A 25,639-nucleotide genomic window follows, 5' to 3' on the forward strand; every position below is an offset into this window, starting at 1 on the left:
TCAGAAGGTCATCCACCTTTATTCAGTGTTCAAACGAACGCATTAAGAATACCTTTAGTGACAGAAAGATGCATAAGAATGATAAGATAATAATTGCAGAAGCCGTATGGCAGTGAACTTTTAAGAAGGGGCCGGGACCGGGAATTGAACCCGGGTCCGGGGATCCACAGTCCCCAAGGATGCCCACTACCCCACCCCGGCCATGGCACTTCTCCTGATTTTAAGCATCTTAATTATTGTTTTCATTTCAGGCTCAGCAGAAGCTCATTACGATACGTCTGTTGAGAAGAAGACAGCAGGGATTCTCATGTAGTCTCTAGTATGATGAGAATACATCCTGGGAACAAGGAGGCTAACTGCTTCCTCGCGCTTTATTTTACCATGTGCTGAAAGAAATTCCCTGACAAAATCTGAGGATTTCTTATTGTGGATGGAATAAACATGACTGGAGAATTCTACTGCCCTGGAGAGGAATATCTGATCTGAGTGAGGATTGACAGACCCGAACGGAGGGTTCATCAATGTTGTATCAACTCTTTCCTTCATTTCATAAACATCAGAGTTTATGACAGATACTGGATATTCGCGGCAATTCTGAACAGCCATTGAAGCCTGCAAGGGGTCTATCTCAATGGCGACCACATGGCTTGCCCCGAGCATTGCTGCTGCGCAGGCAAGAACGCCAAAACCGCAGCCCAGGTCAGCAATACTCTTCCCGGATATATTGCCATCCAGATAGGCCGTCACGGCTACGTGAGCAGCAAGTGCCGGATCAGTTGGATACTGTTCCAGTGAGTTATTAAAACTATCAGGCTTATGAAGCCCCTGAAGTTTAATCTCAAGGTCTTTCTGCGATCTTATACGGAAGCTCATCTAATGTTCTGGTGAACCAACTGCCAGGTCAACAACTTCCCTGGCCTTCCTGGCCGACGCTTCCTGGGTTTCCCCTCTGCTCAAAAATATCTTCTCTATCTTCCTTATGGCACGCTGCCTCCGCCATGTACCTCTTTCGTGGGCAGCAAGCACAATATATTCGGCAATTTCCCTGTCAACATTGATCCCGAATCTTTCCCTGATCTTTATCTGCCAGACGGGAATAAGAACGTGAGGGATTTCCCTTAGATTAGCAGATTCCCTGCGCTCCTCTATTATCTTGTTCAGGTTGTTCTCCTTATTCGGTTTTAGAGGAAGAGCCATTGTTGTTAGATGATCAGGTTAGAGATAAGGTTTGTGTAGGTAAATCAATATGAAATTTTTATTGAAAAAATTAGGAAAGAAGGGTATGCAGAATGCCCTTTGCAGTGTGGAGTCTGTTCTCCGCTTCCTGGAATACCACGCTGTGCAGGCTCTCTATGACATCGTCCGTGACCTCGAGACCGCGGTGCGCAGGAAGGCAGTGCATGAAAATGTAATCCCTGCTTGCCTTTTCAACCAGTGCCGAGTTCACCTGATAACTGCCAAAGACTTTCTCTTTCTGCTCCTTCAGCTTCTCTTCACCCATTGATATCCAGACATCTGTGTATACAATGTCAGCATCCTGAACGGCTGCTTCGGGGCTATTTACGATTTCAATCCTGGATCCAGTGCCCCTGGCGATGTCCCTGGCCTTTTCCGTTATGTCCTTCCTTGGCTCGTACCCCTTGGGGCAGCCAATTGTGACATCAGTTCCCAGAAGTGCGCCCCCAAGCATCAGTGAATTTGCCATGTTGTTTCCATCGCCAACGTATGCCATCTTCAGGTTGGAATACCTGTGCTTCTTCTCATAGATGGTCATGAAATCTGCCACTATCTGCACGGGATGTTCCACATCATCAAGCGCGTTTATCACAGGGACGGTGGCGTTTCTTGCCAGTTCAAGGACGTTCTCATGCTTGAAAGCCCTGTACGATATTACATCAACAAAGCCGGATAGCACCCTTGCCGTATCAGCAACAGTTTCTCCCCTGCCCAGCTGCATATCATTGGGGTTCAGGTATATGGCATGTCCTCCAAGCTGCACCATTGCAGTTTCCAGTGAAATTCTAGTTCTTGTGCTGGGCTTTTCGAATATCATGCCCAGAACCCTGTTATATGTTCCCTCGTAGTCCTGATATCTCTGCCTCTTGAATTTTATGGACAGATCTATTATGTCTGCAAGATCGTCCTCCATGTCAAGTACTGAGATTATGTCTCTTTTCATGTTGATCACCTCAGAGGAGTTTTGGAACATCCATGGGGTATTCTGCCACCTGGACTCCAGCCTCGTTGAAGGCTTTTATCTTGGAATCCGCAGTTCCCACTCCTTTTTCGATAATGGCCCCTGCATGGCCCATCCTCTTTCCAGGTGGTGCACTCCTGCCGGTTATATATGCTACAACCTTCTTCTTTATGTGCTCCTTGATGTACTTTGCTGCAAGTTCCTCGTTATTTCCGCCGATTTCACCAACCAGGACTATCTTCTTGGTCCTCTCGTCTGCCTCAAACATCTTAAGGACATCGATGAATGTCAGGCCCACCACAGGGTCTCCACCAAGGCCAATTACCGCGCTTTCCCCTCTTCCGCTCCTTGTTATTGCATCCACGATTTCATAGGTGAGGGTACCGCTCCTTGATGCAACGGCCACGTCGCCCTGCTTGAAGATCTGGTTTGGCATTATGCCTATCTTGCAGTCAAATGGAACCGTGATCCCTGGGCCGTTGGGGCCTATTACGGTTATTCCCCTGAGTTTTGCTTCATGGACAACTTCCATTGTGTCGTGGAATGGAACGTGTTCCGTCAGGATGTACACGAGCTTTATGCCCTGATCTATGGCCTCGAAGGCCGCATCCCTGACAAATGGTGCAGCAACAGATATCATTGTGGCGTTTGGCTGGAAGCCCATGGCATCAGCCACACTGTCCACAACCGGCACCTTGTCCTGGAACTTTGTTCCACCCTTGCCTGGTGAGGTTCCTGCTACGATGTTTGTCCCGAATTTCAGCATCTCCCCCGCATGGAATGAACCCTGATGACCCGTTATTCCCTGAACTATAACCCTTGTATTCTTATCTACCAGTACTGACATTTAAGCGCCTCCTGCAACTTTAACAACTCTCTCAATTGCTTCCATCATTGTGGGGAAAGATTCAATACCGTTCTCTTTGAGAATTTTCCTTCCCTCATCCTCATGAACTCCACTGAGCCTGACAACGATAGGCTTTGTTATCTTGAACCGCTTCTTTGCAGCAGCAATTCCGTTTGCAACTGTATCGGCCTTTGTCACTCCACCGAATATGTTCACAAGGATTGCCCTGGGATCCGCCTTCAACACCAGATCAAAGGCATTCACCACAATCTCCACGTCGTCCGTTCCCCCGAGATCCAGGAAGTTTCGAGGCTTGCCCTTGTGCAATGTTAGCGCATCCAGCGTGGCCATTGTCAGGCCGGCGCCGTTTGCTATCACACCGATCTGCCCATCTAGCTCAATGAAGGAATACCCCTTGGACTGAGCCTCGAGCTCAAGTGGGGTCTTCTCCGGATCCGTTATTTTTATGTCCTTGTGCCTGAACATGGAATCATTGTCCATAATGACCTTGGCATCAGCTGCTATGAGATTTCCCTCGGCTGTTTCAACCAGCGGGTTTATCTCAACCAGTTCACAATCCTCCTCCTGGAATACCCTGTACAGTTTTTCAAGAATATCCCTGAACTGTGCAGAGAGGTTTTTGTCAAACTTCATGAATTTTGCAGCTTCCCTACCGATATAGTCGGAATATCCCAGCAGTGGATCTATCCGCCTGGTGAATATCTGGTTCTGGGGAACCGATTCGATTTCCACACCGCCGGATGGGCTTGCTATGAGCACAGGTGCGCGATCTGATCTGTTGAGCGTGATGCTCACATAATACTCGTGTTTGATGTTGATCATATCCTCAATGAGAACCTTTGTGACTGTGAGTCCCCTTATCTTTGCACCAAGCAGTTCATTAACAGATGACTTGACCTCGTCGGCACTTCTTGCGAATTTAATGCCGCCGGATTTTCCTCTTCCACCAAGAAGAATCTGGGATTTTACAACTACCGGCTTTCTGTATTCCTTAATTTCTGAAGCCTGATCAACCACGTAACTGTCAGGAACGGGTACACCATATTTTCTGAAGATTTCTTTACCCATGTATTCATAGAGATTCAATGAACCACCACTTCAGGATAGTTCCAAATTAGATAAAAACTTGTTTTGGTTTACCTCTTTCCTGCCCTTACCATATCTCCATACATGGCAAGGGATGCACGGCAGCCGTCTCCGACGGCAGTTGCTATCTGGGCTTCAGTATCCTTGACCACATCACCTGCGGCATATATGCCAGCAACGCTGGTCCGTCCCTTTCTGTCGGTAACGATATACCCGCGGTCGGAAAGCTCCACTCCGGATGATTTCAGGAAATCTGTCTGTGGTACCAGGCCGACGTATATGAATACCCCGTCGGTTTCCACCACTGATTCATTCTTGGAATTCCTGTCCCTGTACCGAACACCTGTGACTTTCTTCCTGTCCCCCACTATCTCCATTACCTGGGCATTTGTTATGTATTTGATTTTCCTTGATTTTATGCTGTCCTCATAGGCTTTTTCGCACATGTAATGGTCCATGTATTCCAGGACGGTCACGGAAGATGTATACTCACTCATGCTTATGGCTGCTATGGCACCGGAATTGCCGCCGCCGATTACAATCACCCTCTTGCCTTTGAACAGGTAGCCATCGCATGTTGAGCAGTAGGAAAGCCCCCTTGAATAGTACTCATTCTCACCGGGTACGCCTAAATGCTTGTGGGATGTGCCTGTGGCGACAATTACTGATCTGCAGGTGAACTCTCCCCTTGACGTTTCCACCGAGAAGCCTTTTTCTGCCTGTTTTACTGATGTAACCTGAGTGCTGTCTATTATCTGAGCATATTCCTGTGCATGCTTTGCAAAGTTTGATGCAAGATCTGTTCCTTTAATGGCTTTGAATCCAAGGTAATTCTCAACCAGTGGAGCTTCTGCTGTCAGACCACCCGCCACACTCTGGTCCAGTATTACAACCTTCAGTCCGGACCTTGCTGCGTAAACAGCAGCAGACATCCCGGCTGCACCTGACCCTATAATTACTGCATCAAAGTCGCGGTTTTCTATTTTCTGGCTGGACATGGATAGGTTGAATTCCATGACACTGAATTGCCACATTGCCTAAATATTTACTTCGATACGGCCAGAAAAAACGAGTCGTGAAATCTAGCATTGACAGCAATTATACATTGTACTGCATACAAATGTATTTATTCGAATAGTTGCTTAAGAGACCGTCTCGGTGAATTATTGAGGAAGAGAGTGCTGAAGATCGGCCTGATTATGCTTGTTGTTGGTATAGTTGTTTCAGCTGTTGGTCTATTCGCTGGAGACAGCCTTATTCATACATATACAGATTTCACCCTTGATTCCGCAAGCGGACTTTATGTGTCACAGCCATTGAACCTCAGCAGCTCTGCCGCCGTAACGGTAATCGGTATATCTTCAAGCCCGAAATTTTATTTCATGAACCAGACCAGCTATGATAATTATGCCAACGTGACCTCGCCATCCTCCTCAAATATATCATCCCACAGCCTGAGTCCTTCAGTGGATGAAAGCATTGCCGGTACGGATGAGCAGATCTTTGATGCGCACGTCCCCGGAACATACTATCTGATCTCCTTCAGTGCGCCCAATATATCATACAGCATTGATTCAAATCTGCTGCAGGCAGCCATTTATGGATTTCTTCTTGTTATTGGCATACTGATGGCCATTGCAGGGTTTGTCCTGACAATAGTGGGTCTGGCAATGAGGCCAAAAATGCAGAATCCCGATGATCTTATGGCACAGTATGAGAAGAAAAACCAATGATCTGAAAAGACATAATCTTCAAAGCAAACAAGTTTTTGCCAGGTATTGAAAAGATTTGAATTGATAAAAAAAAGATATTTTTGGATGGTTCTCAATATGGTGGCATTCCGCCCATACCGCCCATTCCACCCATGCCGCCACCCATTCCGGGCTGACCGCCAGCACCGCCTTCTCCGCCGCCGGACTTCTTGCTGGCTATGACATCATCTATTCTCAGTATCATTGTTGATACTTCCACAGCGCTCTCCAGTGCGTGCTTTTTTACCCTGAGTGGGTCAAAGACACCGACCTTGTTCATGTCGCCTACGCCGTTCTTTTCAATGTCAATGCCATAGGAGAAATGTCCTTTCTCGTGCTCTGATTTCAGCTGTATCAGTGTGTTTATTGGGTCCATTCCAGCGTTCTCTGCAAGTGTCCTAGGAATTATCTCAAGGGCCTTTGCGAATGCTTCGATTGCCAGCTGTTCCCTTCCTCCCACTGAATTTGCAAAGGCTCTGATCTTCATGGCCAGTTCAGCCTCGATTGCACCTCCGCCGGGAAGGTACATGCCGTCTTCCTTGGTGATGGCAACTACCCTTATGGCGTCATTGAGTGATCTCTCGATCTCCGATACAACATGGTCTGTTCCGCCCCTTATGAGTATGCTCACTGCCTTGGGGTTTGCGCAACCGGTTATGAAGGTCATCCTGTCATCGCTGATCTTCTTCTCCTCAACTTTCTCAGCTTTGCCTAGCGCGTCTGGTGTAAGATCGTCAAGGTTTGTCACCATTTTTGCACCGGTGGCCTTGGCCAGTTTTTCCATGTCACTCTTCTTGACCCTTCTCACTGCGTATATCCCTTCCTTTGCGAGGTAGTGCTGTGCAAGGTCATCAATGCCTTTCTGGCAGAGAAGGACATTAGCCCCGCTCTTCTTGATCTTCTCAACCATTGTCTTGAATGTGTCAGATTCCTGGTTGAGGAAATCCTGTATCTTGGACGGGTCTGTTATCTGCACCTTTGCCTCTATCTCGGTCTTCTTGATCTCAAGAGCGGAATCAATGAGGGCAATCTTTGCATTCTTCACAACGGAAGGCATCTTTGAATGTACCTTTTCCTTGTCGATCACAAGACCGTTGATGAACTGGGTGTCACTGACTCCACCACCGTTCTTCTTGTCTACCTTTATGTTGGCTGTGTCAACAACAATCTTTCCATCCCTGTTTTCCGCAACTGCGTTCACGGCCTTTACAACAAGATCGCTCAGGAAATCGCTTGAAAGGCTTGTGTTCTTGCCGGATAGGGCTGTGATGGATATTTTCTTCAAAGTTGCGTCGTCCGTGGCCTTCAGGGCAACCTGTTCCATGTTCTTCTTGGCCTCGTTCACCGCAAGACGGTAACCGTTGGTTATGACCGTGGAATGGACACCCTGCTCAAGCAGCGTCTCTGCCTGCTTGAGAAGCTCGCCTGACAGTATGACGGCCGATGTAGTTCCATCTCCAACTGCGCTGTCCTGGGATTTTGCGACCTCCACAATCATCTTTGCAGTCGGGTGGTCAACATCCATTTCCTTCAGAATTGTGGCCCCATCGTTTGAAATAATTATATCCCCGATGGAATCAACCAGCATCTTGTCCATTCCCTTTGGCCCAAGAGTGGTCCTGATAGCATCTGCGATGGTCTTGGCTGCCTCAATATTGTTTTTCTGGGCATTCTTTCCCTGTTCTCTTTGCGTTCCTTCTTTAAGTACGAGTATTGGCATCTGTCCTGATAACATCTGACTTTCACCTCAAGTAGGCAGATAAATATGTTCTTCAATATAAACTTTTTTAATCGACCTTATTCTGTAGAACAGGTTTGTATTATATCTATTCAACATTTTCCTTAATATCTCTCAATTTACGCTCCTTCATATGCTCCGACTTCAGCCGTCCAAGTGCATAATCAGATGTGTCCACAAATTTGAGCATGGAAGATAGCTCAGGATGGACTGCCTTCACGGCATCATACATGTCAGATGCTATTCGTCTCAGATCATAGTGAGCCTGGGGAGTGGACCTGAGCTCACAGAAAAATGCCAGTTCCTTCAGGTTCAGGTAAGCCGAGACCGGATACCTGTAGGCGTATGGAACCGAGTACTGGGCAACCATGGGCCCATCCTTCTTCACGATTGCTTTCCACAGTTCCTTGCCTTTCTGCATCAGCTCATGGAATTCTGCTGAATCCTGGAACAGATCGGGGGTGTCATAACCATATAGCGCGGTGAGAGGTTTTCTTACAATGCTGATGAACCTGTGCCTCTGAAGGTCCCTGAATGCACCATAGTTTGTATTGATCTGGAAGAGATACCATACGGTCTCAAAGGCCCTGTGCAGCTTATGCCTCCGGTTTTCCCTCATATCGGCAAGGCGCCTTATTTTTTCACCCAGCATATGGTCCTGCATTTCTCCATTGGAAAGCATCAGGGTCTGAAGATCGCCGTATCCGCACGAGAATTCATAAATGGAGACGGCCCGGATCAGTGCCTTTCTCCGATCATCAGATTCCAGGAGAGTTACAGTTTTTGGCTGCGCTGGGGCTTCAAGATCCGGATTAGCAGTGAAATTGGCCAACCCTGACATGTAACGCGTGAGCTCCTTCCCATGATCTGAGACTGCAGATTTGAGCAGTTCCGGTAGTTCTGTGCTGAGTTCGAAATATAGCTCAGAGGCAAGTTTTACCGCTTCCGGAAGTCCTGTGCTCTGAAGCTTCTGGATCAGGTGTATGAAAGATCGACCATTGCCTGAAATGCCTATGTTTGTCAGTGTGGAGCCTGGAAGGAGAAACCTGAGGTCGTCAAGGGCCCTGGCTCTGACTGCCGAATTGTAGGATTTTTCCATGGTTTTCCTCTCCATCTCACCGGCATCTGAGATCTTCATTGCAGAATGCCCATCTGAAAATAGTATGCTATCCAGCGGGTATTTCCTCTTGAAAAAATTCTGTGCCACCTCATAATTCCGTGAATAGAAATCGAAAAGATCGTTGCAGTACTGCTCATAATCTGCCGCATTCTGTCCGGTTATTCCCACGGTTTCAGCTTCCATGAACGGGTATCTGCCCGATGATTTCCTGTCATATCTGACATACCGGGATGATTTCTCAAGGAAAGACAGCCCAACCCGCAGTTCCTCCATAATCTTGCTTGCTATATTGCTCACGTTCTGGACTGCAACCTGTGCGGTCACCAGTTCAGCGATGGATTCGTCCCCGTATTCAACAAAAACTCGCCTGTAGAAATCTTCTCCTTTTTTCTCATTTCCGGAAAATTCCTTCCGGTAAACATCCCTGATGTCCAGTTCGGATGCCCGGCTGTACCGGGAAAGAAGTGCGCCCCTGTCTATCATCCGGTCGAGCTTAACCAGGAAAACGTTTCTGTCGTAGTTGGAAAAATCAGTCACAAAAAAAGAATATGGGAAAGTTGTAAAGAATTTTTGCTTATTCCTTGGCAGGAACAAAATATACATCTGTGGGGCTTATCTGCAGATTCCTCCGGAACCTTGCCTTCACCTTCATGCCTATCTTGATATCCTCCTGGTCTGCACCAATGAGTCTTGCCATGAAGAGTGAATCCACTCCCTCAAATTCAACCATTATGAGGTTGAAGGGAGTTTCTGGCAGGAATTTCTCACTCCCGAAATAGCAGGTGGTGTAAGTGTGCACCCTGCCCTCATTTGGAAGCTCATACCAGTCTGTTTCGGAGCCGCACATCATGCAGTGTCCTCTGGGAGTGGCATATGTGTATCCGCACTTACGGCATTTGCTTCCCATCAGCTTCTTCTTCCCAAGTGCCCTGAAAAATTCCGAATCCTGTGCATAACTGTGGATGTAGTCTATGTCATAGTGCGACTTCACTATGAGCGGATCCACGTTGTATACTTCTGTTCCTTCCTGGGTCTCCGGCATCTTTGCGTCATAATCTATTGTCATTTTACCGCCTCCATTATTGAAACCGTAACGTAAGTCCCTGTTCCCGCATGGCTGTGTATGAGCCCGCGCTTTGCATTCTTGACCTGCAGTGCGTCGTCCTTGAAGTGTTTCTTAATAGAGTGCTGGAGCTGCCAGAACATGAACACTGACTGCATGATTCCTGTGGCACCCACCGGGTGTCCTGAGGCCAGCAGTCCGCCGGACGGATTTACAGGAACCTTTCCATTAAGTGCGGACTTGCCCTCCTCAACGAATGATCCGCCTTCGCCATACTTGCACAGTCCGAGATCCTCATACGTCTGCACTTCCGATGATGTGTAAGCATCGTGCAGCTCAACAAGGTCAATCTCATTGAGTGGGTCAGTGATGCCAGCAGCATCATATGCCTCCTTCGCGGCGGTCCTGCCTGCCCTGAATGAGTGCACACCAGGGTATTTGAGATTGCGGTAATCGGATTCCTTTTCGTTTGCCAGAAGGGGTACTTTCTGGAATGGCCTGTCTGAAAGACGCATGGTATCTGTACCTGTTCCTATGCTCTTGACCAGGACGGGGTTGTCGCACAGTTCAAACGCCTTATCCTCTGAAGCAAGGATGGCAACTGCTGCGCCATCAGACATTGTGCAGACATCAAGCCTCGTGAGGGGATATGATACCATTGGGGAATTCCTGACATCCTCCACGGTGAGTTTCATGGGGCTCTGGGCATAGGGGTTATGAATCGCATTCCCGTGATTCTTTATTGATACCTTTGCAAGCTGTTCAACAGTGGTTCCGAACTCATGCATATGCCTCACTGCCATCATTGCATAGTAACCTGTATAGAAACCCCCCACAGGGTAGTCGAAATTGGTATCGCTTGCAAGAGCTATGAACTCATTGCCCTTCCATGTGTTCACATGCGACATTGTTTCAAAGCCATAAACTGCACAGACATCCATCCGTCCCGATGCAACCTCCTCGTAGCCTGCCTGGAATGCCAGGCCCCCAGTGGCTCCTCCACCCTCAACCCTCTTGCTTGGTTTCGGTGTCAGGCCGAGATAATCCTGAACCATGATGCCTGCCATCAACTGGCGCTGGAAATGATCTGAGAAATAGGAGGCCACAGATCCATCAATATCCTTCGGGTCAAGATGGATATCGTTGGTAGCATAATCGAAAGCCTTCTTAACCCTTAACCTGAAGTCCATTTCCGGCGTTGCCTTTGCAAATTTTGTTACACCGCCGGACACCATGTATACATTCTGTCCCTTGTGTTTCATAATTAACCTATTTCGCCATAGGTCTATTTCTAATTAAATTTACTATCATGATATATCGGCCGTGATTGCAAACATATTTGAGTATTCTTGATCTGTGGTAGCGCATTAAGATGAAGCTCATAGTAATTGGCGGTTCGGGATATATTGGCAGCAACATTGCTTTAAACATGCATGCAGATGCAGTCGCATACTATTCCAGAACGAGAAATAAGGAACTGGACTCAAAGGGTGTTCAGTGGATAGAGGGAAGCATCCTGGATGCTGAGAAGGTGGCAGAAGCAGTGAAAGACTACGATACTGTGGTGGATGCGGCTGGTGTTGACAGCGAGAAAAACCAGAAATTTTTCGGTGTCCACGTGACCGGGATGAAGAACATCGTTGAGCCACTGCTGAAATATGACAGCGGACAGCGGCTTATCCATATTTCCTCAATCAACGTTTATTATGGACAGACAGACTACCTCAGGTCCAAGGGCATTGCAGAAGACAATGCCGCCAGGGTCAAGAACCACCTCAATGTGAGACCGTCAGTTGTATTTGGAAACAACGATCGTTTTGTGCCCAGGCTTTTCAAGCTTGCGGCTGATTCCCCGTCAAAACTTCCTGGCGACGGGAACATCTCACCTGTTCACATCCTGGACCTCATCAAGGTAATCGAATCAGCAAAGGATCTGAAGGGCGCGGTGGATGTCAGCTCAAGAGAGAAGATATCATTTGCGGAAGCCGTGAACCTGGCAAGGGAAAAGACCGGCAGGACTCCTGTAAGAATTGTTGAAAAGGGAATGGGATACGGCAGTGCTGTGGAGAAACTCAAGGAAACAAGGATATTTGAGGAATATGAGATAGACAGGTATCTCATGAACCTGTACAGGGAGAACACTTACATTGACAGATTCGTGAAAGAGCCTGTTCTTTTCACGAACCACATAAAGCAGTATGACATCAAAGCATAACGTGCCCTATTGCTTCCCTGTATACAAATGTCGCAAGCTTTCCCAGATATTTTATAATGTACTCCGGAACCTCCAGTGAGAAATCTGGGTCCTCAGTGCATCTTATGAGGTTCGCCAGCGCGTTGTTCATATGTGCGGAGCTGTTGAGCAGATGGGCAGCCCGCCTGTCCCCCTGGCTCATTTTTTCCTTCATGTCAAGCCACACCTCGTCGGCATGGTTAAGCATCTTCCGTTGCTGGTCAGGCAGCTTCGAATCCGGATCCGTCAGCATCTGGCTGAGCGTATCAAGCATATCCAGAAGTTCCCTGGTTGCTTGCAGCCTCACACCCTCAGCTATGGCAAGGCCGAGTTCGGCCTGTGCCATCCGCATCTCCATCTGATAGTTGAAAACGGGATGCTGCCTTGGCAATATCTGTCCATTGTATTCGCATATGGCAGTTCTTGGATCCTCCTCTTCATTCTCCGGCATCAGGCACACATCCAGAATAATAGCCCCGAGCAGATTCGAACTGCTGTCAACGGGTCCAGAGCCCGCTATGCTTGGCCTCTACACCACGGGGCTTCGGTCAAGCGATGTAATAGGCATTTTTAACTCTTTGCCTTTGACATTGAAGATCTCAGCATTGTCTGGCTGAATCCTATGAAACCGAAGGCAAGAAGCCAAAGCATTGCCATACTGAATGTGTATAATGCGGATTTGGTGGAAAGATATAGCAATCCTGAAATCCCCGCCGTAAGGATGCATATTGAATTCAGCCCCAGAAGGATCAGCAGGTTATGCCTCAACTTTGCAGTTATTCCAAGAATAAAGGCATAAAAGCTTACAATAAACGTGAAAGCGCCAAGAAGGATATGAAAGGCCAGAACCGGATAATGTGCAGATTGAGCAAGCACAGTTAAAATTGACCCACTTTCTGAGCCATAGAATGAGTTGGCATACATGCCTGCAACAAACTGGATTCCCAGAAGAGCCGTCATCAGTGTAAGGAGTACTGCGATCTTTGAGCTGCCTGATCCATCGTGGTTCAACAGTCCCTTAAGATGCGCAATATTAAATATCTTGGTAAAGATGAAGAAAGGTGAAGAACTGGAGCGGACACATCTATTTCACTGATGAATTTCACTGGAAGGATCTGGAGAAAGCCTTTCCTGAAATATGGGATATAATAGCTGGAGAGACCAAGCAGAACCAGGAGGAAGCTCAGTACGACCAGATAACACTGGAGCTGAATCTTGCAGAGATACGGAAAGATAAAAAACCCATTGGCTACATTAAGGATGGTGCAAAATACAGGATGGTTTTTCCTGAAGACAGGAAAGAGATGATCATCTACAGGGGAGGACCCTCCGAGGAGATCAGGGACATAGTGGAATCTGTCACCAAGGTCCTGAAAAACAAGAAAATCAAGTTCCAGGTTGATTATGATAAAATGTTACTTTACGAAATAAGAAAGAGAAGAAAATAGACAGAAATTATCTTTTTCAGGTAATAATTATATCTTATCCAGCGATTAGGTATGGATGGTCAGCCGAATCAAAGTAGTTAATGACGTAGGGGAACTTGTTTCAATTTTTCATGCCGCTGACAGTGATACAAAAAGGCGGTTGCTTCTTGATCTTTCAACCGGATGGATAACGATGCCAGTTATAGAGCAGAAGTATGGCACTGAGGGCAAGAAAGCATTGCTCTACCTGGATAAAATAAAACTGATTGAAAGCCAGTGGATGACGGGAGAAAATGGGCCGGAAAAGGCATTCCATACCTACTACACAAATGTGCAGATCAACCTCCTTGGAAGCATGAGCGATCTGGCCGATATAATCTATGCAACGACCCTTACAGATCAGCAGCTCATGGAATACGAGGACAGGATAATGGAAATGATTACAGATCCCGAAGGAGTCTTCATTGGAGACGTTTCTGAAAAACTAAACATTTCTCAGGCTCTTCTGCGCGGAATTGTGAAAAGGTCAAGCATGCTTCAGATCAAGGGATACAAGATTGCAAAGGTCAGCGCCCCCTAGCTTAGCTGCAGATTGTAAATGATAACAGTCCTGAGAATAAATCATCGGCCTTACAGAGATAAGAGAATCACCACACATGTTGCACTGACTGCAAGGGCACTTGGGGCAGATGCCATTGTGGTTGACACAGATGATGAGGAACTGAGGGATGCGGTTAACTCAGTAACCCATAATTTTGGTGGAAACTTCAGCATTGAAACAGGCAAAAATCCCATAAAATTCCTGAAATCTTTCAGCGGGATCAAAGTCCACCTTACAATGTACGGAATACCCGTAGAAGAATGCGTGCAGGAAATAAGGGAAAAGAGTCTGAACCGTGATGTTGTGGTGGTAGTTGGCGCCAGCAAGGTTCCATTTGAATTCTATGAGCAGAGTGATTATAATGTTTCCATTTCCAATCAGCCAATAAGCGAGGTGTCGGCACTTGCAATATTCCTGGATCGGTACTTTCAGGGAAGGGAGCTCAACAGGGAATTCGAAGGAAGAATGCGTGTTGTTCCCACTGCCAGAGGAAAAACTGTGAAGATAATCCCTGATAAAAGGGAATGCTTGAACATCCTCCACAAGGCAGGGGCTGACGAAAGGATAATTTCACACTGCGATTCTGTGGAAGGGCTGGCAGTGAAGATGGCAGAACTGGCTCATGCTGACTTAGATCTGGTAAGGGCTGGAGCCCTGCTTCATGATATTGGAAGGACCAGGACAAACGGGATAGATCATGCCGTTGAGGGCGCAAAGATTCTCAAGGAACTTGGAAATATTGATGAAAGAGTTATCCTGATTGTGGAAAGGCACACAGGGGCGGGAATTCCCGCGGATGAAGCTGAAAAACTTGGGCTGGGGCTCAGAGATTTCGTTCCCGTTACTCTGGAGGAGAAAATAGTTGCACATGCTGACAACCTTTATTCTGGAACAACAAGAACTCCCCTGGCTGAAGTAATCGCAAGATACAGGAAAAAGGGGCTGGATAAAGCAGCAGACAGAATTGTGAATCTTCACAGGGACTTATCGGCAATCTGCGGAGTGGATATTGACAGTATCCTCTGAATACGAAAAGATTAAGAGAACTGAAAAGCTTTCCGTATACCTTTGCCGTTGTAGCTTAGCTGGTAGAGCACTCGGCTGTTAACCGAGCGGTCGTCGGTTCGAATCCGACCAGCGGCGTATTCCCCTATCTCATCTGGCCGCGAGAGCCGGTTTGTTCTTGACGGTACGGGTAACAGTTTTTCAGGATTCACAGCTCATTGATTCTTGAATGAGGAATAATTAGTGAACGGTGATATTCCAGTCTTGAGATTAAACATGTATGTAGTACCAGCCTTCCTGCTGCCTCCTGATGATTTCTATGAAGCCGCCCTGGGGAGTTGGGGATACACCCTTCACGAGATCTGTCTCATTCACATGGTTAAGTTCCATCGAGGTTTTGCAAGCCATAACTATGACTTTTTTTTCATCAAGAAGTGGCTTTATCATTTTTTCATTAGTTGTTGCGACTATGGCGCCCTCGAGAAAAACAACCTCAATGGTTTCCACGTCTTTTAGCACTGCAATGTGTGTCCCAACAATATTTCCCATGGGAATCTTTTCTTTCTCTGATACCTGTATTACTACTTTCATGTAAATTAGAGTACAATTATGGATATTAAGTCACCAGCTCTTTCCACTTTTGCTTATGTTTGAATAACGGATCTCTTGAATAAGGTCCCAGTCTTACGTATTCTGTTATGTTCTCAACGTTGTACCATGGAATGCCCATACTGGGAATCAGAAGAGATTCCACATCTGCTTCTATAGGAGTCTGAATTCCGTTTTTGATCACAGTAATGGGAAGCACAGCAATTCTTGACAGCGTTCATGTCCTGATTACAAGTTTAGATGCTGTCTTCTGGTACTTCCCCTGCCTTCTGTATTTCATCTTGCTACTACCCCTGCGACATCCATCATGAAGCCCCAGTAGGAGACCGAGATAAATGGTGAAACCAGCGCAGCTTCAAAATTTGAATGCCCATATCATAGTTTGAATCAAATAGAAAGTGGGGCTGACCGGGTTCGAACCGATGACCACCTGGTTATGAGCCAGGCGCTCTACCTAGCTAAGCTACAGCCCCTTTCATCTGGTAGGGAAAAAGTGATTAACAGAAAGTTGATAAGGATTTCCATAAGATCGTGCCGAATATATATTGAATCTTCATCAGTCCCCGCTAAGAATGATGATCTGATTAATTAAGGAGAAGTTTCATTCAAATATCATAATTCATGCAAGAATATAAGGCCCTATTCTCCAAGGTAATTCAGGTCTTCTCTGCTCATGTTTATCCCCGCTGTGTCAACCAGTTCATCAATATGTTCAGGCGATGACGCCTTTGGAATGGGGAGGGCATCCTCCATGACCAGCCTGAGTCCCATCTGAAGCTCTGATTTCCCGTATTTCTTAGCCATTTCTTCTACCCTCTGCGATCTTGCGTAGGCACCCCTTGACAAAGGTGTGTAAGCTATTACTGTTATTCCGTGCTTTTTACAGAATTCCAGGAGACCTCTGACCTCCTTCCTGTTTCCGTAATTATATTCAATCTCATTGGCAGAGATCTGCCCTTGCCCCGCAAAGGCAATTGCATCTTCCAGGAGGTTTTCATCGAAATTGCTCACCCCAAGCTGTCTTATTTTACCCTCATCCTTCAGTTCCAGAAGAGTACCGATGGATTCGTCCAGTGGAACTTCTGTGCTGGGCCAGTGGATCAGGTACAGATCCAGGTAATCAACATTGAGCCTCTTCAGGCTACCTTCAAGGGATTTACGTAAATCATACCGTCCAAGGTGTGTTGGCCATACCTTTGATATTATGAAAACGTCCTTCCTGTCAACAGATGAAACAGCTTTTCCCACGATTTCCTCTGTGTGACCTGATGCATACATTTCAGCAGTGTCAATGACATTGATGCCTTTGGACAGGGCGTATTTGATCGCAGAAACATACTTTTCATCAGCACCAGAGGCTTTTGACTGATAGCCACCCATCCCATATGTTCCCAGACCTACAGGAAAAACCCGTCTGTCACCTATCTTATCAATCATGAGTGTGAATTGGTACTTACTACTTAATCCTGGCCGATGAAACCTATGCCTGCTGAATTCAACTTGTCTATTATATAGATGCCATGCGGTGCCATCTAATGTACATTTGCTGTCCTGGATTTTGCCTAAAAGCTGAACTCAATTGTCGTTAGTGACGCAGCACCAAATTCCATCTCGCTTGCTATCACGTTGCCTCTTGCGTTATTACCCATCGCCCCTGCAAGTATCCTGAAAGGTAATTCGCCTCCTTCAGGCGAAGCTGATCTTGCAAGGTCCCGTGGCATGTGCCAGATCTGGTCCCATCTTCCGTTAATCATGTGGCCGGTTGTCTCCTTAAGGTACTTCAAAGCATTTTCAGGAACATGATCGCTGCCCCTAGCCCACAGGTCGAGCCTGTGAATTATGGAACCGGTGACAAGCAGCATTGTTTCATGCCCCTCAGAGGCATTCCTTATGGCCCTTCCCAGGATTTCATGTTTCTCAGGTCCAAGGGAAGGCGATATTGAAACGGGAACAACCGGAATATCCGCATCAGGGAAGAGTCTGTATAAAGGAGACCATGCCCCATGATCCAGCCCCCAGTCTGGAACGCTACCCATGGATAAGCCAAGAGATTTTCCGGCCGCTATGAGTGATTTGCCGAGCTCCGGATCGCCATGGGGTACGTATTTTTTCTGATAGAACTCTCGCGGGAAGCCTGAAAAATCGAAGATCTGCTTGAGGGGATCTTCCAGCACAACTCCTATGGCACCGGAAGTTACAAAATGAGGTGAGACAACGATCATGGTCTTTACTGTGCTCCGGTATTTCCTTCCCATTTCCTCAAGCGCCTTCTCTGTAATGGTGTGGCTCACTCCCAGATCACCTATGAGAGAAGGTGTGTTTGGTGCATATAATACTGCGTTCAATCCCATTGTATTTACTCCTGAGAACCCATGATCATCGATCTTCAGCTTATGAATTTTTATGGTTCTGAATAATTATACAGAATCATGGCTTCCGATAAAGATAGAGCCCGTTTTCCTCTTTCCTGTCCAGCATTCCATCCGCTTCCATGTGCATCAGATGTGATATTGCCTCACCAATTGCAAAATTCATCTCCATGAGGTTCATGCTCACGAGATTACGTTCTTTGCTCCACTTCATTGATTCAGCCACCTCGTATGCAGTCATCCACTTGCTGGCAATTCCCGCAATCTCCTTCATCCTTTCATTGTGATGTGCGATTAGCTGATCTATCCTGTTGTTTGCGTTCTCAAATGGAGACCGGTGCCCTGGATACACCATTTTTGCGCCCAGAGTCCTTGTGTGCTTGAGGCTCTCAAGGTAGAGCCCCAGCATATCGGTGCTGTCGTCGTAAAAACTGATGTTTGGTGTTATGCCGGGAAGGATGTGATCTCCGGAAAAAAGGCAGCTGCATTCAGCTATATACAGGGAAAATGATCCGGGAGAATGCCCCGGATTGAAAAGAGCCCTGACTCCTGGAATTATCTCCTCGTTGCCCCTCAGGTGGATGTCGAATTCGATCCGGAGGTACGTATCCAGATGATCCAGCACGAAGTGCCGCTGAATCATCTGATCGGTGATTGCACTTGGAGTGCCGTTCATCCTCATTATTTCCAGCAGAGAATCCCTGAAATCCTCCGGGCTCTCCTTTATGGCATTTACGCGCTTGATGTCCTCTTCCCCCATAGCAACGGGTATGCCGAACTCCTGCTGCATCCTGTGGGCAGATCCGATATGGTCTATGTGCATGTGCGTCAGGAAGATGTAGTCAACGTTCTCCATTGACAGCCCCTGGGCCATGAGTTCATTGTAGGATTCATCAGACATTCCGGTGTCAACAATGATTCTCTTCCTCCCTGTAATCTCATAAACATTGGCTGTCTTCAGTGCCCTGATGGCAATTGGGACTTCATGCCGATCTATTTTGAACATTAAATCCACGAGGTATCTCAGCATTTTCCTTGAAATTTTTCCTTGGCCAGAAGCATCACGTCATTCATTACAGCCGCAGCTGTTTCCCCGGGACCATCACTGACGCTGTGAATCCTGAGCCTGCCGTTCCTTGAAGTGTTTACCTCGTATCCAAGAGACATCTCACCCAGTGAAAGTAGATAATCGCCATCATCCAGGTTACGAAGGCCGCTGAATGCGTGAACTTCATTTCCGGATCTGGTGATTTCTGCGATGAGCCTGTATCTATCCATCCCTTTCGCGTCTGTGCTCTCTGAAACGCCGGATGTTTTGATATCCTTCAGCGTCATGTTTTTCCCGAACAAGGCATTGGCCAGGATGACTGTTTTCCTTGCTCCGTCCAGGCCGTCGGTGTCATCCCTGAAATTCGTTTCAGCAATGCCCCTTTTCTGAGCCTCGGCAACAGAATCCATGAAAGTTTTTCCTTCCTGCATCTGTTTCAGTACGAAATTTGCAGTAAGGCTGACAATCCCCCTGAATTCATTCACGGTGGAAGGCCCGCATGAGCCACCCAGGAGGCTGAACAACGGCACTCCACCTGCCACAGTGGCTTCGTAGAGTACCGTTCTCCCGCCTGCTGAAGCATTATCCATGATCTGTTTCCAGTGGTTTGCCAGAGGAGACTTGTTTGCCGTCACTATGTCCATGCCATTTTTCATGGCAGACAGGTACATCTGCAGCTCCCTTGATCCATCCCTGGATGCCGAGGACATGTCCACAAGAATTCCGCCTTCATTCTCAGTCATTTCCTTGGACGTTACTTCCTTTCCAAGAGACAGTATATTGCCGGAAAGTTTGGCCTTCAGAAGATCAGCAGGAGCCACAGGCTTGCTGAAGATAACTGATCCGGTCCTGTCGGATGCACCGCCAAGGACCATGTCCATCCCTGTTCTTTCGGAAATCAGCTTGCCTTCATCTGCCAGTATGGAAAGGAAATTCCTGCCCACACTACCTATACCCTGGACATATATGGAAATACTATTTCTCTGCATCTTCCTCAGCTTCCTCGCCCGGTTCTATCCTTGATACCTCAATGACCGCATCATTGTCAGACGTGTCTATGAGCTTCACTCCGGAAGTTACCCTTGCCTGGCTTTTTATTCCGCTCACCTTCAGCCGGATTGTTTTCTCATTCCTTGTGATTATCATTATCTCGTCGTCCGGCTTAACAGGAATTGCCTTTACCAGGTTTCCAGTCCTTTCTGATTTCTTGAACACAAGAATTCCTGAAGATCCCCTGTGATGAACAGAAAACTCGGTTATTGGAGTGCGCTTCCCTATGCCATTCTCTGAAACAGTTAGAACTTCCTCGTCGTCCTGTGCAATGAATCCCGTAATGATGTATTCGCCTTTCTTCAGCCTCATGGCCCTGACTCCCCTGGATGTGCGGCCGGTGGGCCTGACCTCTGATGTTGTGAACACCGATGCCTTACCGGAATTTGATATTGCCACTATGTTGCCTTCCCTGGAAATTGCCTCAACGGAAACAACCTCGTCATCGTCCTCCAGCGCTATGATCCTGATGCCGGAGGAACGCATGTCAAGTATGGCTTCTGCAGGAGTCCTCTTTATGAAACCGTTCCTGGTCAGGATCACAAGATGGGATTCCCTTGATTCCGGTGCCTTCATGATCTGCTCCACCACTTCTCCTTCCTGAAGAGGAACATATGAAGCGGCTGTAACTCCCACAGATTTCCTGGATTTCTTCTCAATTTCATATGCCAGAGTCCTCAGAACCCTTCCGGTGTTGGTGAACATGAATATGCTGTCGTGTGAGCTGCAGGAGAGGATGGTCTTTACGGAATCCTCCTTCCTTGTTGAGGTTATTATTCCCTTTCCACCTCTTCTCTGTGCCCTGTACTCCTCAAGCGACACCCTCTTCAGGAGGCTGCCCTCACTGAGTATGACAACATCGTCCTCCTCCGGGACCAGATCGGCTATGGTCCTGGCCTTTATCTCCCTGAATGATATCTTGGTCCTTCTCTTGTCCCCGTATTTCTTGGAAAGCTCCTTGAGTTCATCCTTTATTATGCTGCGCCTCAGGTCTTCGCTTGCCAGAATTTTCTCCAGGGACAGGATTTTTTCCCTGACATCCTTCAGTTCCTCCTCAACCTTGCTGATTTCCAGCGCCGTAAGCCTCTGCAGCCTGAGTTCAAGGATAGAGTTGGCCTGCACGTCGTCGATTTCAAGTTTCGACATCAGGTCAGCCCTTGCCGTAGGAACATCCCTGGCACCACGTATGATTGATATGACGTCATCTATATTTTCAAGGGCCTTTGTGAGCGCCAGCAGGATATGCTCCCTCTCCCTCATCTTGTTCAGGTCAAAGCTGGACCTCTTGACAATGACCTCAAGCCTGTGCATTATGTAATTGTCCACCAGTCCCTTGAGATTAAGTGTTCTTGGCTGGTTGTTCACAAGGACCAGGTTGATGATCCCTATGGAAGATTCAAGTTCAGTGTGCTCATAAAGCTGGTTAAGAATCAGGTTTCTCATATCGTCGTCCCTGACCTTTATGACCACACGCATGCCAGTTCTGTCACTTTCGTCCCTTATATCCGTAATCCCCTTCAGAATCTCATTCTTCACCTGTTCTGCAACATTCTGTATGAAGATTGCCTTGTTGACCCCGTACGGAAGGCTCTTGATGACAATGTGCTTGGGCTCAGACAGGTCCACCTCACCCTGGCTGACCACCTTTCCACGTCCGGTCAGGTAGGCATCCATGAGTTCCTGGGAATAGAATGATATCCCCCCACCCGGGAAATCAGGCCCCTTTATGTATTTCAAAAGCTCCTTTACCTCATAGTCCCGGTGGTCAAGAGCATATGTGATTGCATTGCATACTTCGGTGAGGTTGTGCGGCACCATGTTGGTCGCCATCCCCACGGCTATGCCCGACGATCCGTTGATGAGAAGGTTCGGAACCTTTGTGGGAAAATATTCCGGCTCTTCCAGGGACCCGTCGAAGTTCAGCCTGAATGGAACCGTGTTCTTCTCAATATCCCGGACCATCTCCTCCGATAGCTCTGTAAGCCTTGCCTCTGTGTACCTCATTGCAGCAGGGGCATCACCATCTATGGAACCGAAATTTCCCTGCCCATCAACAAGAAGGTACCGCATTGAGAAATCCTGGGCCATTCTGGCCAGGGCCTCATATATGGCCATATCTCCATGCGGGTGGTACTTACCCATGGTCTCGCCAACTATTCTGGCGCACTTCTTGTATGGTTTGTCATGGTTAACGTTCAGTTCGCTCATTGAGTAAAGAATCCTCCTCTGAACGGGTTTAAGGCCATCCCTCACCTCAGGAATTGCCCTGCTGACTATGACGCTCATGGCGTATTCAAGGTATGATGTTTTAATCTCATTCTCAATTGGTCTTTTTTCCAAGTTTATCCCTCACAGATCTATATTTGTAACGTATCTGGCATTCTCTTCAATGAACTTTCTCCTTGGTTCCACCTTGTCGCCCATGAGGATGGAGAAAAGCCTGTCGGCTGCAGCTGCATCCTCTATGGTGACCTCCACCAGCTTCCTTGTCTCGGGCTTCATTGTTGTTTCCCAGAGTTGCGCCGGATTCATTTCCCCCAGTCCCTTGAACCTCTGTGTGACAGCGTTCTGCCCCATTTTCTCAGAAACTCTGTCCTTGTCATTCTCCGAGTACACGTATGCAACCTTGTCTCCCTTCTGTACCCTGTAAAGCGGTGGCTGGGCAAAGAAAATCTTACCGTTTGTGACAAGCTCCCTGGCATACCTGTAGAAGAATGTGAGAAGCAGTGTGCGTATGTGGGCACCGTCAACATCGGCATCGGTCATTATGATTATCTTCCCGTACCTGAGCTTGTTTATGTCAAGATCGTCCTTTATATTGGTTCCCAGTGCGGTTATGAGATCCCTGATGACCTGATTGCCCAGGGTCTTGACATCGTTGGATTTCTCAACGTTAAGTATCTTTCCACGAAGCGGCAGGATCGCCTGGAATTCCCTGTTCCTGGCCTGTTTTGCTGATCCACCTGCGGAATCGCCCTCTACTATGTACAGTTCCGTCTTTTCCGGATCAGAGGAGGAACAGTCAGCAAGCTTCCCTGGCAGGCCGCCTCCCTCAAGGGCTGATTTCCTGCGCACCAGCTCCCGGGCTTTCCTTGATGCTTCCCTAGCAGCGGCTGCTGCAAGTGTTCTCTTGATTATCACGTCTGCTATGTTGGGGTAGGATTCAAAGTATTCCTTGAGATAGCCTTCGGTTGCAGACTGCACTATGCCTCGAGCCTCACTGTTTCCCAGCTTTGATTTTGTCTGACCCTCAAACTGCGGTTCAGGAATCTTGAGATGCAGCACTGCAACAATGCCTTCCCTGACGTCGTCGCCCGTAATTGATTCCACGCCCTTTATCATGTTTTTGTTCCTGGCATAATCCTGTATCACACGGGACAGCCCGGCCCTGAACCCTGCAACATGGGTTCCGCCTTCCACGGTGTTTATGTTGTTGACGAAGCTTTCCAGCGTTTCTGATACTCCGGTTGTATACTGGAATGCAAACTCCACAACGAAATTCTCTCCTTCCGTCCTGTTGTATATGGGATCTCTGTGCACTGCATTGTATCCCTCACCAAGGTATCTCACGAATTCCGAAAGCCCCCCATCGAAGTGCAGTACGTCCTTGCTGCCCGTCCTGAGGTCGTCAAGGGTAATGGTGATGGCTGGATTCAGGAATGTCAGGTCCCTTACCCGCTCAAGTATGGTGCTGTATGAGAATTCAGTTGTCTCGAAAATCTCCGGATCAGGATAGAAGAATATTATTGTGCCGTGTTCCCTGTTAAGGTGCAGGCTTACGCCATTAAGTTCCTCCGGCGGACTGCTGAGAAATTCTGATAGTTCAACAGACTTGAGTTTGCCCTCAGGGACACCACGGATGAAAGTTTCCCAGTATATCTTGCCGTCCCTCTTCACAACAGCCACAAGCTTCGAAGAGAGGGCATTGACCACATGTACTCCCACGCCATGCAGTCCACCAGTTATCTTGTACACTTTCTTATCAAACTTGGCTCCGCTATGGAGCTCGGTGAGGACTATTTCGAGGCCAGGCCTTCCGTATTTGGGATGAATGTCAACAGGTATACCACGGCCATCATCCTCCACCATTATTGAGTTGTCAGTGTTTATGGTGACATATATGGACTTTGCAAATCCGGCTATTGCTTCATCCACTCCATTATCCACAACTTCGTAAACCAGATGGTGTAGCCCTCTTTCATCGGTTGACCCGATGTACATTCCTGGGACCTTTCTTACTGCCTTAAGTCCCTCCAGAATCTGTATCTGAGAAGAATCATAATTTTCCATAACATACATTCCTTTGACGGTACAATGTCAAATTATCCCTATTCCATTGTATATAAGAATTTATTGACTGAAATCATGCACAGATGGTCAATTTTCCTTACGTACAACGACCCTGATGTCCTGATCTTCCTCCACTATGCTTACAATCCTCAGCTTTGTTGTCCTGGCAAGCCCGTCATATGTGTTTCGGTCGTATCCGAATTTGTCCCGGGAAAGCATAATCTCAGCATCCTGGCCCGGATCGAGCTGGATGGAGAGCCCCTTCATGACGCTCTTCAGGTAGTTGAAAGGATCGCCCCCGCAGGTTATGTTTCTGTGGTCTTCCTTCAGCATGATTATGGTATATTGAAATCCAGCTAATAAATGGTATCAGGAACGTTGGAAGGTCTGTCCTAATCTCTCCTTATGATCAGGTAGTCGTCCAGTATCCTGTTGATCTGGCTCATCTCGCTTCCGGGTATCATTATGCCCTTTATCCTTGCTTCCCCAAGAATACCGCTGATGGCTATTGCATTTGTATGGGCTGCCATGTAAAGCTCGTAATTGCTGTAGTTCAGGCTGGCAATTTTTGTTTCAAGTTCGGTTTTTTCCACAAGGAGCTTTCTATGGATTTGCAGGGCCGCCCTTATTTTCGCCAGGATCCCAAGGTATTTTCCAGGATTATTCAGCACCCGCTCAGTCTCTGAATCCGTCAGGTTGATTTCCCTGCATAGCCTGCGTATGTCCTGTTCATCACTCAGAAACAAGCTGGCGCAGCCTCCGTTCTAGACCATCTTCAATGGCAATGTCCTCCCGAATCTCCGTGACACGACCCTGAAGCGATAAGAGATCTGCACGCAGCATCTCGATATCCTCAACGAGATTCTCATTCCTCAGGGTAAGATACCTCAATTCCGAGCTGAGTTTTCTTTCAATATCCGATTCCGGATGATCGTCTCCATTCATGCTTTAGAAGCCTCAGTAAATATTTAAGGTTGTTGAGAATAAGGCGAAAATGACACGATATATATTCAGATGCGCCGATGCGGGTTATCAGTGCAGTTATGAAGTGGAGGGCAATTCCCATGAAGAAATCATTCCTAAGATCAGAATCCATGCCAGATACGCGCACAACCTCTTTGAAATAAATGATGACCAGATGAAGAAGTTCCAGGATGCTATTACGGAGAAAAAATCCTGAAGAT

At 47.3% G+C, this 25,639-nt stretch carries 28 protein-coding genes and 4 tRNA genes; 7 read left to right on the forward strand and 25 right to left on the reverse strand.

All coding sequences use genetic code 11. The features are described from left to right. Nucleotides 1–129: 129 nt before the first annotated feature. The 7 genes from RE469_01770 to RE469_01800 all read right to left on the reverse strand — a co-directional run bounded on the left by RE469_01770 (nt 130) and on the right by RE469_01800 (nt 5,167). Nucleotides 130–201, reverse strand: a tRNA-His gene (locus tag RE469_01770). A gap of 66 nt (nt 202–267) precedes the next feature. Then, nucleotides 268–873 carry an METTL5 family protein gene (locus tag RE469_01775; GenBank protein WMT44942.1) on the reverse strand — a complete coding sequence of 202 codons (606 nt, stop codon included), beginning with the start codon at nt 871–873 and terminating at the stop codon, nt 268–270. After that, nucleotides 874–1,197, reverse strand: coding sequence for a hypothetical protein (locus tag RE469_01780; protein ID WMT44943.1), 324 nt, complete (start codon nt 1,195–1,197; stop codon nt 874–876). A 70-nt stretch (nt 1,198–1,267) separates the two neighbouring features. Further along, nucleotides 1,268–2,179, reverse strand: coding sequence for an ornithine carbamoyltransferase (argF, locus tag RE469_01785; protein WMT44944.1), 912 nt, complete (start codon nt 2,177–2,179; stop codon nt 1,268–1,270). A gap of 10 nt (nt 2,180–2,189) precedes the next feature. Continuing rightward, a complete protein-coding gene (gene sucD, locus RE469_01790; protein WMT44945.1) occupies nt 2,190–3,044 on the reverse strand; it encodes a succinate--CoA ligase subunit alpha in 855 nt (284 codons plus the stop codon). Further along, a complete protein-coding gene (gene sucC / locus RE469_01795; GenBank protein ID WMT44946.1) occupies nt 3,045–4,151 on the reverse strand; it encodes an ADP-forming succinate--CoA ligase subunit beta in 1,107 nt (368 codons plus the stop codon). Nucleotides 4,152–4,201: 50 nt separating this feature from the next. After that, on the reverse strand, nt 4,202–5,167 hold the full coding sequence (locus RE469_01800) for an NAD(P)/FAD-dependent oxidoreductase (GenBank protein ID WMT44947.1): 966 nt from the start codon (nt 5,165–5,167) through the stop codon (nt 4,202–4,204). Between the two features lie 150 nt (nt 5,168–5,317). Between RE469_01800 and RE469_01805 the strand changes: the two genes are divergently transcribed. Further along, entirely contained in the window at nt 5,318–5,884 is a 567-nt protein-coding gene (locus tag RE469_01805; protein ID WMT44948.1) for a hypothetical protein, read from the forward strand. 91 nt (nt 5,885–5,975) lie between these two features. On the opposite strand, the gene thsB is transcribed toward RE469_01805, so the two are convergent. The 4 genes from thsB to RE469_01825 form a co-directional block, all read right to left on the reverse strand. Continuing rightward, complete coding sequence (gene thsB / locus RE469_01810; GenBank protein ID WMT44949.1) at nt 5,976–7,637, reverse strand: thermosome subunit beta; 1,662 nt, start codon at nt 7,635–7,637, stop codon at nt 5,976–5,978. Nucleotides 7,638–7,728: 91 nt separating this feature from the next. Next, nucleotides 7,729–9,297 (reverse strand): FAD-dependent thymidylate synthase, encoded by a 1,569-nt coding sequence (locus RE469_01815; protein WMT44950.1) that lies wholly within the window; start codon nt 9,295–9,297, stop codon nt 7,729–7,731. A 37-nt stretch (nt 9,298–9,334) separates the two neighbouring features. Beyond that, nucleotides 9,335–9,826: a Zn-ribbon domain-containing OB-fold protein gene (locus tag RE469_01820; protein ID WMT44951.1), complete on the reverse strand. Its 492-nt coding sequence runs from the start codon at nt 9,824–9,826 to the stop codon at nt 9,335–9,337. Next, nucleotides 9,823–11,085: a thiolase domain-containing protein gene (locus tag RE469_01825; GenBank protein ID WMT44952.1), complete on the reverse strand. Its 1,263-nt coding sequence runs from the start codon at nt 11,083–11,085 to the stop codon at nt 9,823–9,825. Before RE469_01825 ends, RE469_01820 begins: the two co-directional genes overlap by 4 nt. A 110-nt stretch (nt 11,086–11,195) precedes the next feature. Here RE469_01825 and RE469_01830 point away from each other — a divergent pair, with 110 nt between their 5' ends. Beyond that, on the forward strand, nt 11,196–12,038 hold the full coding sequence (locus RE469_01830; GenBank protein WMT44953.1) for an NAD-dependent epimerase/dehydratase family protein: 843 nt from the start codon (nt 11,196–11,198) through the stop codon (nt 12,036–12,038). On the opposite strand, the gene RE469_01835 is transcribed toward RE469_01830, so the two are convergent. From RE469_01835 to RE469_01845, 3 genes are all read right to left on the reverse strand, one after another. Next, nucleotides 12,028–12,507 carry a DUF1940 domain-containing protein gene (locus RE469_01835; GenBank protein ID WMT44954.1) on the reverse strand — a complete coding sequence of 160 codons (480 nt, stop codon included), beginning with the start codon at nt 12,505–12,507 and terminating at the stop codon, nt 12,028–12,030. The two genes, RE469_01830 and RE469_01835, sit on opposite strands and share 11 nt — an antisense overlap. 20 nt (nt 12,508–12,527) lie before the next feature. Further along, nucleotides 12,528–12,600, reverse strand: a tRNA-Gln gene (locus RE469_01840). A 26-nt stretch (nt 12,601–12,626) separates the two neighbouring features. Further along, nucleotides 12,627–13,067: a hypothetical protein gene (locus RE469_01845; protein ID WMT44955.1), complete on the reverse strand. Its 441-nt coding sequence runs from the start codon at nt 13,065–13,067 to the stop codon at nt 12,627–12,629. 50 nt (nt 13,068–13,117) lie between these two features. Between RE469_01845 and RE469_01850 the strand changes: the two genes are divergently transcribed. From RE469_01850 to RE469_01865, 4 genes are all read left to right on the forward strand, one after another. Beyond that, on the forward strand, nt 13,118–13,504 hold the full coding sequence (locus RE469_01850) for a hypothetical protein (protein WMT44956.1): 387 nt from the start codon (nt 13,118–13,120) through the stop codon (nt 13,502–13,504). 55 nt (nt 13,505–13,559) lie between these two features. After that, nucleotides 13,560–14,063 carry an ArsR family transcriptional regulator gene (locus RE469_01855; protein WMT44957.1) on the forward strand — a complete coding sequence of 168 codons (504 nt, stop codon included), beginning with the start codon at nt 13,560–13,562 and terminating at the stop codon, nt 14,061–14,063. A gap of 18 nt (nt 14,064–14,081) precedes the next feature. After that, nucleotides 14,082–15,110, forward strand: a complete 1,029-nt coding sequence (locus RE469_01860) for a tRNA (cytidine(56)-2'-O)-methyltransferase (protein ID WMT44958.1) — start codon at nt 14,082–14,084, stop codon at nt 15,108–15,110. Between the two features lie 44 nt (nt 15,111–15,154). Beyond that, nucleotides 15,155–15,227: transfer RNA gene (locus tag RE469_01865), tRNA-Asn, on the forward strand. A gap of 132 nt (nt 15,228–15,359) precedes the next feature. Here the strand turns inward: RE469_01865 and RE469_01870 are convergent. From RE469_01870 to RE469_01920, 11 genes are all read right to left on the reverse strand, one after another. After that, complete coding sequence (locus RE469_01870; GenBank protein WMT44959.1) at nt 15,360–15,680, reverse strand: hypothetical protein; 321 nt, start codon at nt 15,678–15,680, stop codon at nt 15,360–15,362. A gap of 417 nt (nt 15,681–16,097) precedes the next feature. After that, nucleotides 16,098–16,171, reverse strand: a tRNA-Ile gene (locus tag RE469_01875). 166 nt (nt 16,172–16,337) lie between these two features. Then, on the reverse strand, nt 16,338–17,135 hold the full coding sequence (locus tag RE469_01880; GenBank protein ID WMT44960.1) for an aldo/keto reductase: 798 nt from the start codon (nt 17,133–17,135) through the stop codon (nt 16,338–16,340). Between the two features lie 125 nt (nt 17,136–17,260). Next, nucleotides 17,261–18,049 carry a hypothetical protein gene (locus RE469_01885; protein WMT44961.1) on the reverse strand — a complete coding sequence of 263 codons (789 nt, stop codon included), beginning with the start codon at nt 18,047–18,049 and terminating at the stop codon, nt 17,261–17,263. 76 nt (nt 18,050–18,125) lie between these two features. Continuing rightward, nucleotides 18,126–19,073 (reverse strand): MBL fold metallo-hydrolase, encoded by a 948-nt coding sequence (locus RE469_01890; GenBank protein ID WMT44962.1) that lies wholly within the window; start codon nt 19,071–19,073, stop codon nt 18,126–18,128. Nucleotides 19,074–19,090: 17 nt separating this feature from the next. Continuing rightward, nucleotides 19,091–20,104 (reverse strand): homoserine dehydrogenase, encoded by a 1,014-nt coding sequence (locus RE469_01895; GenBank protein ID WMT44963.1) that lies wholly within the window; start codon nt 20,102–20,104, stop codon nt 19,091–19,093. After that, a complete protein-coding gene (gyrA, locus tag RE469_01900; GenBank protein WMT44964.1) occupies nt 20,091–22,505 on the reverse strand; it encodes a DNA gyrase subunit A in 2,415 nt (804 codons plus the stop codon). Before gyrA ends, RE469_01895 begins: the two co-directional genes overlap by 14 nt. Nucleotides 22,506–22,514: 9 nt before the next feature. Continuing rightward, nucleotides 22,515–24,455 (reverse strand): DNA topoisomerase (ATP-hydrolyzing) subunit B, encoded by a 1,941-nt coding sequence (gyrB, locus tag RE469_01905; GenBank protein ID WMT44965.1) that lies wholly within the window; start codon nt 24,453–24,455, stop codon nt 22,515–22,517. Nucleotides 24,456–24,542: 87 nt separating this feature from the next. Beyond that, a complete protein-coding gene (locus tag RE469_01910; GenBank protein WMT44966.1) occupies nt 24,543–24,788 on the reverse strand; it encodes a hypothetical protein in 246 nt (81 codons plus the stop codon). A 59-nt stretch (nt 24,789–24,847) separates the two neighbouring features. Beyond that, nucleotides 24,848–25,201: a hypothetical protein gene (locus tag RE469_01915; GenBank protein ID WMT44967.1), complete on the reverse strand. Its 354-nt coding sequence runs from the start codon at nt 25,199–25,201 to the stop codon at nt 24,848–24,850. Beyond that, nucleotides 25,188–25,400: a hypothetical protein gene (locus RE469_01920; GenBank protein WMT44968.1), complete on the reverse strand. Its 213-nt coding sequence runs from the start codon at nt 25,398–25,400 to the stop codon at nt 25,188–25,190. Before RE469_01920 ends, RE469_01915 begins: the two co-directional genes overlap by 14 nt. A gap of 49 nt (nt 25,401–25,449) precedes the next feature. Between RE469_01920 and RE469_01925 the strand changes: the two genes are divergently transcribed. After that, the gene (locus RE469_01925) at nt 25,450–25,635 is read left to right on the forward strand and encodes a DUF1059 domain-containing protein (GenBank protein ID WMT44969.1); all 186 of its coding nucleotides are present in this window, start codon (nt 25,450–25,452) and stop codon (nt 25,633–25,635) included. The last annotated feature ends 4 nt before the right edge of the window (nt 25,636–25,639 follow it).

Source organism: Cuniculiplasma divulgatum (genome assembly GCA_031200235.1).
Classification (GTDB): Archaea; Thermoplasmatota; Thermoplasmata; order Thermoplasmatales; family Thermoplasmataceae; genus UBA509.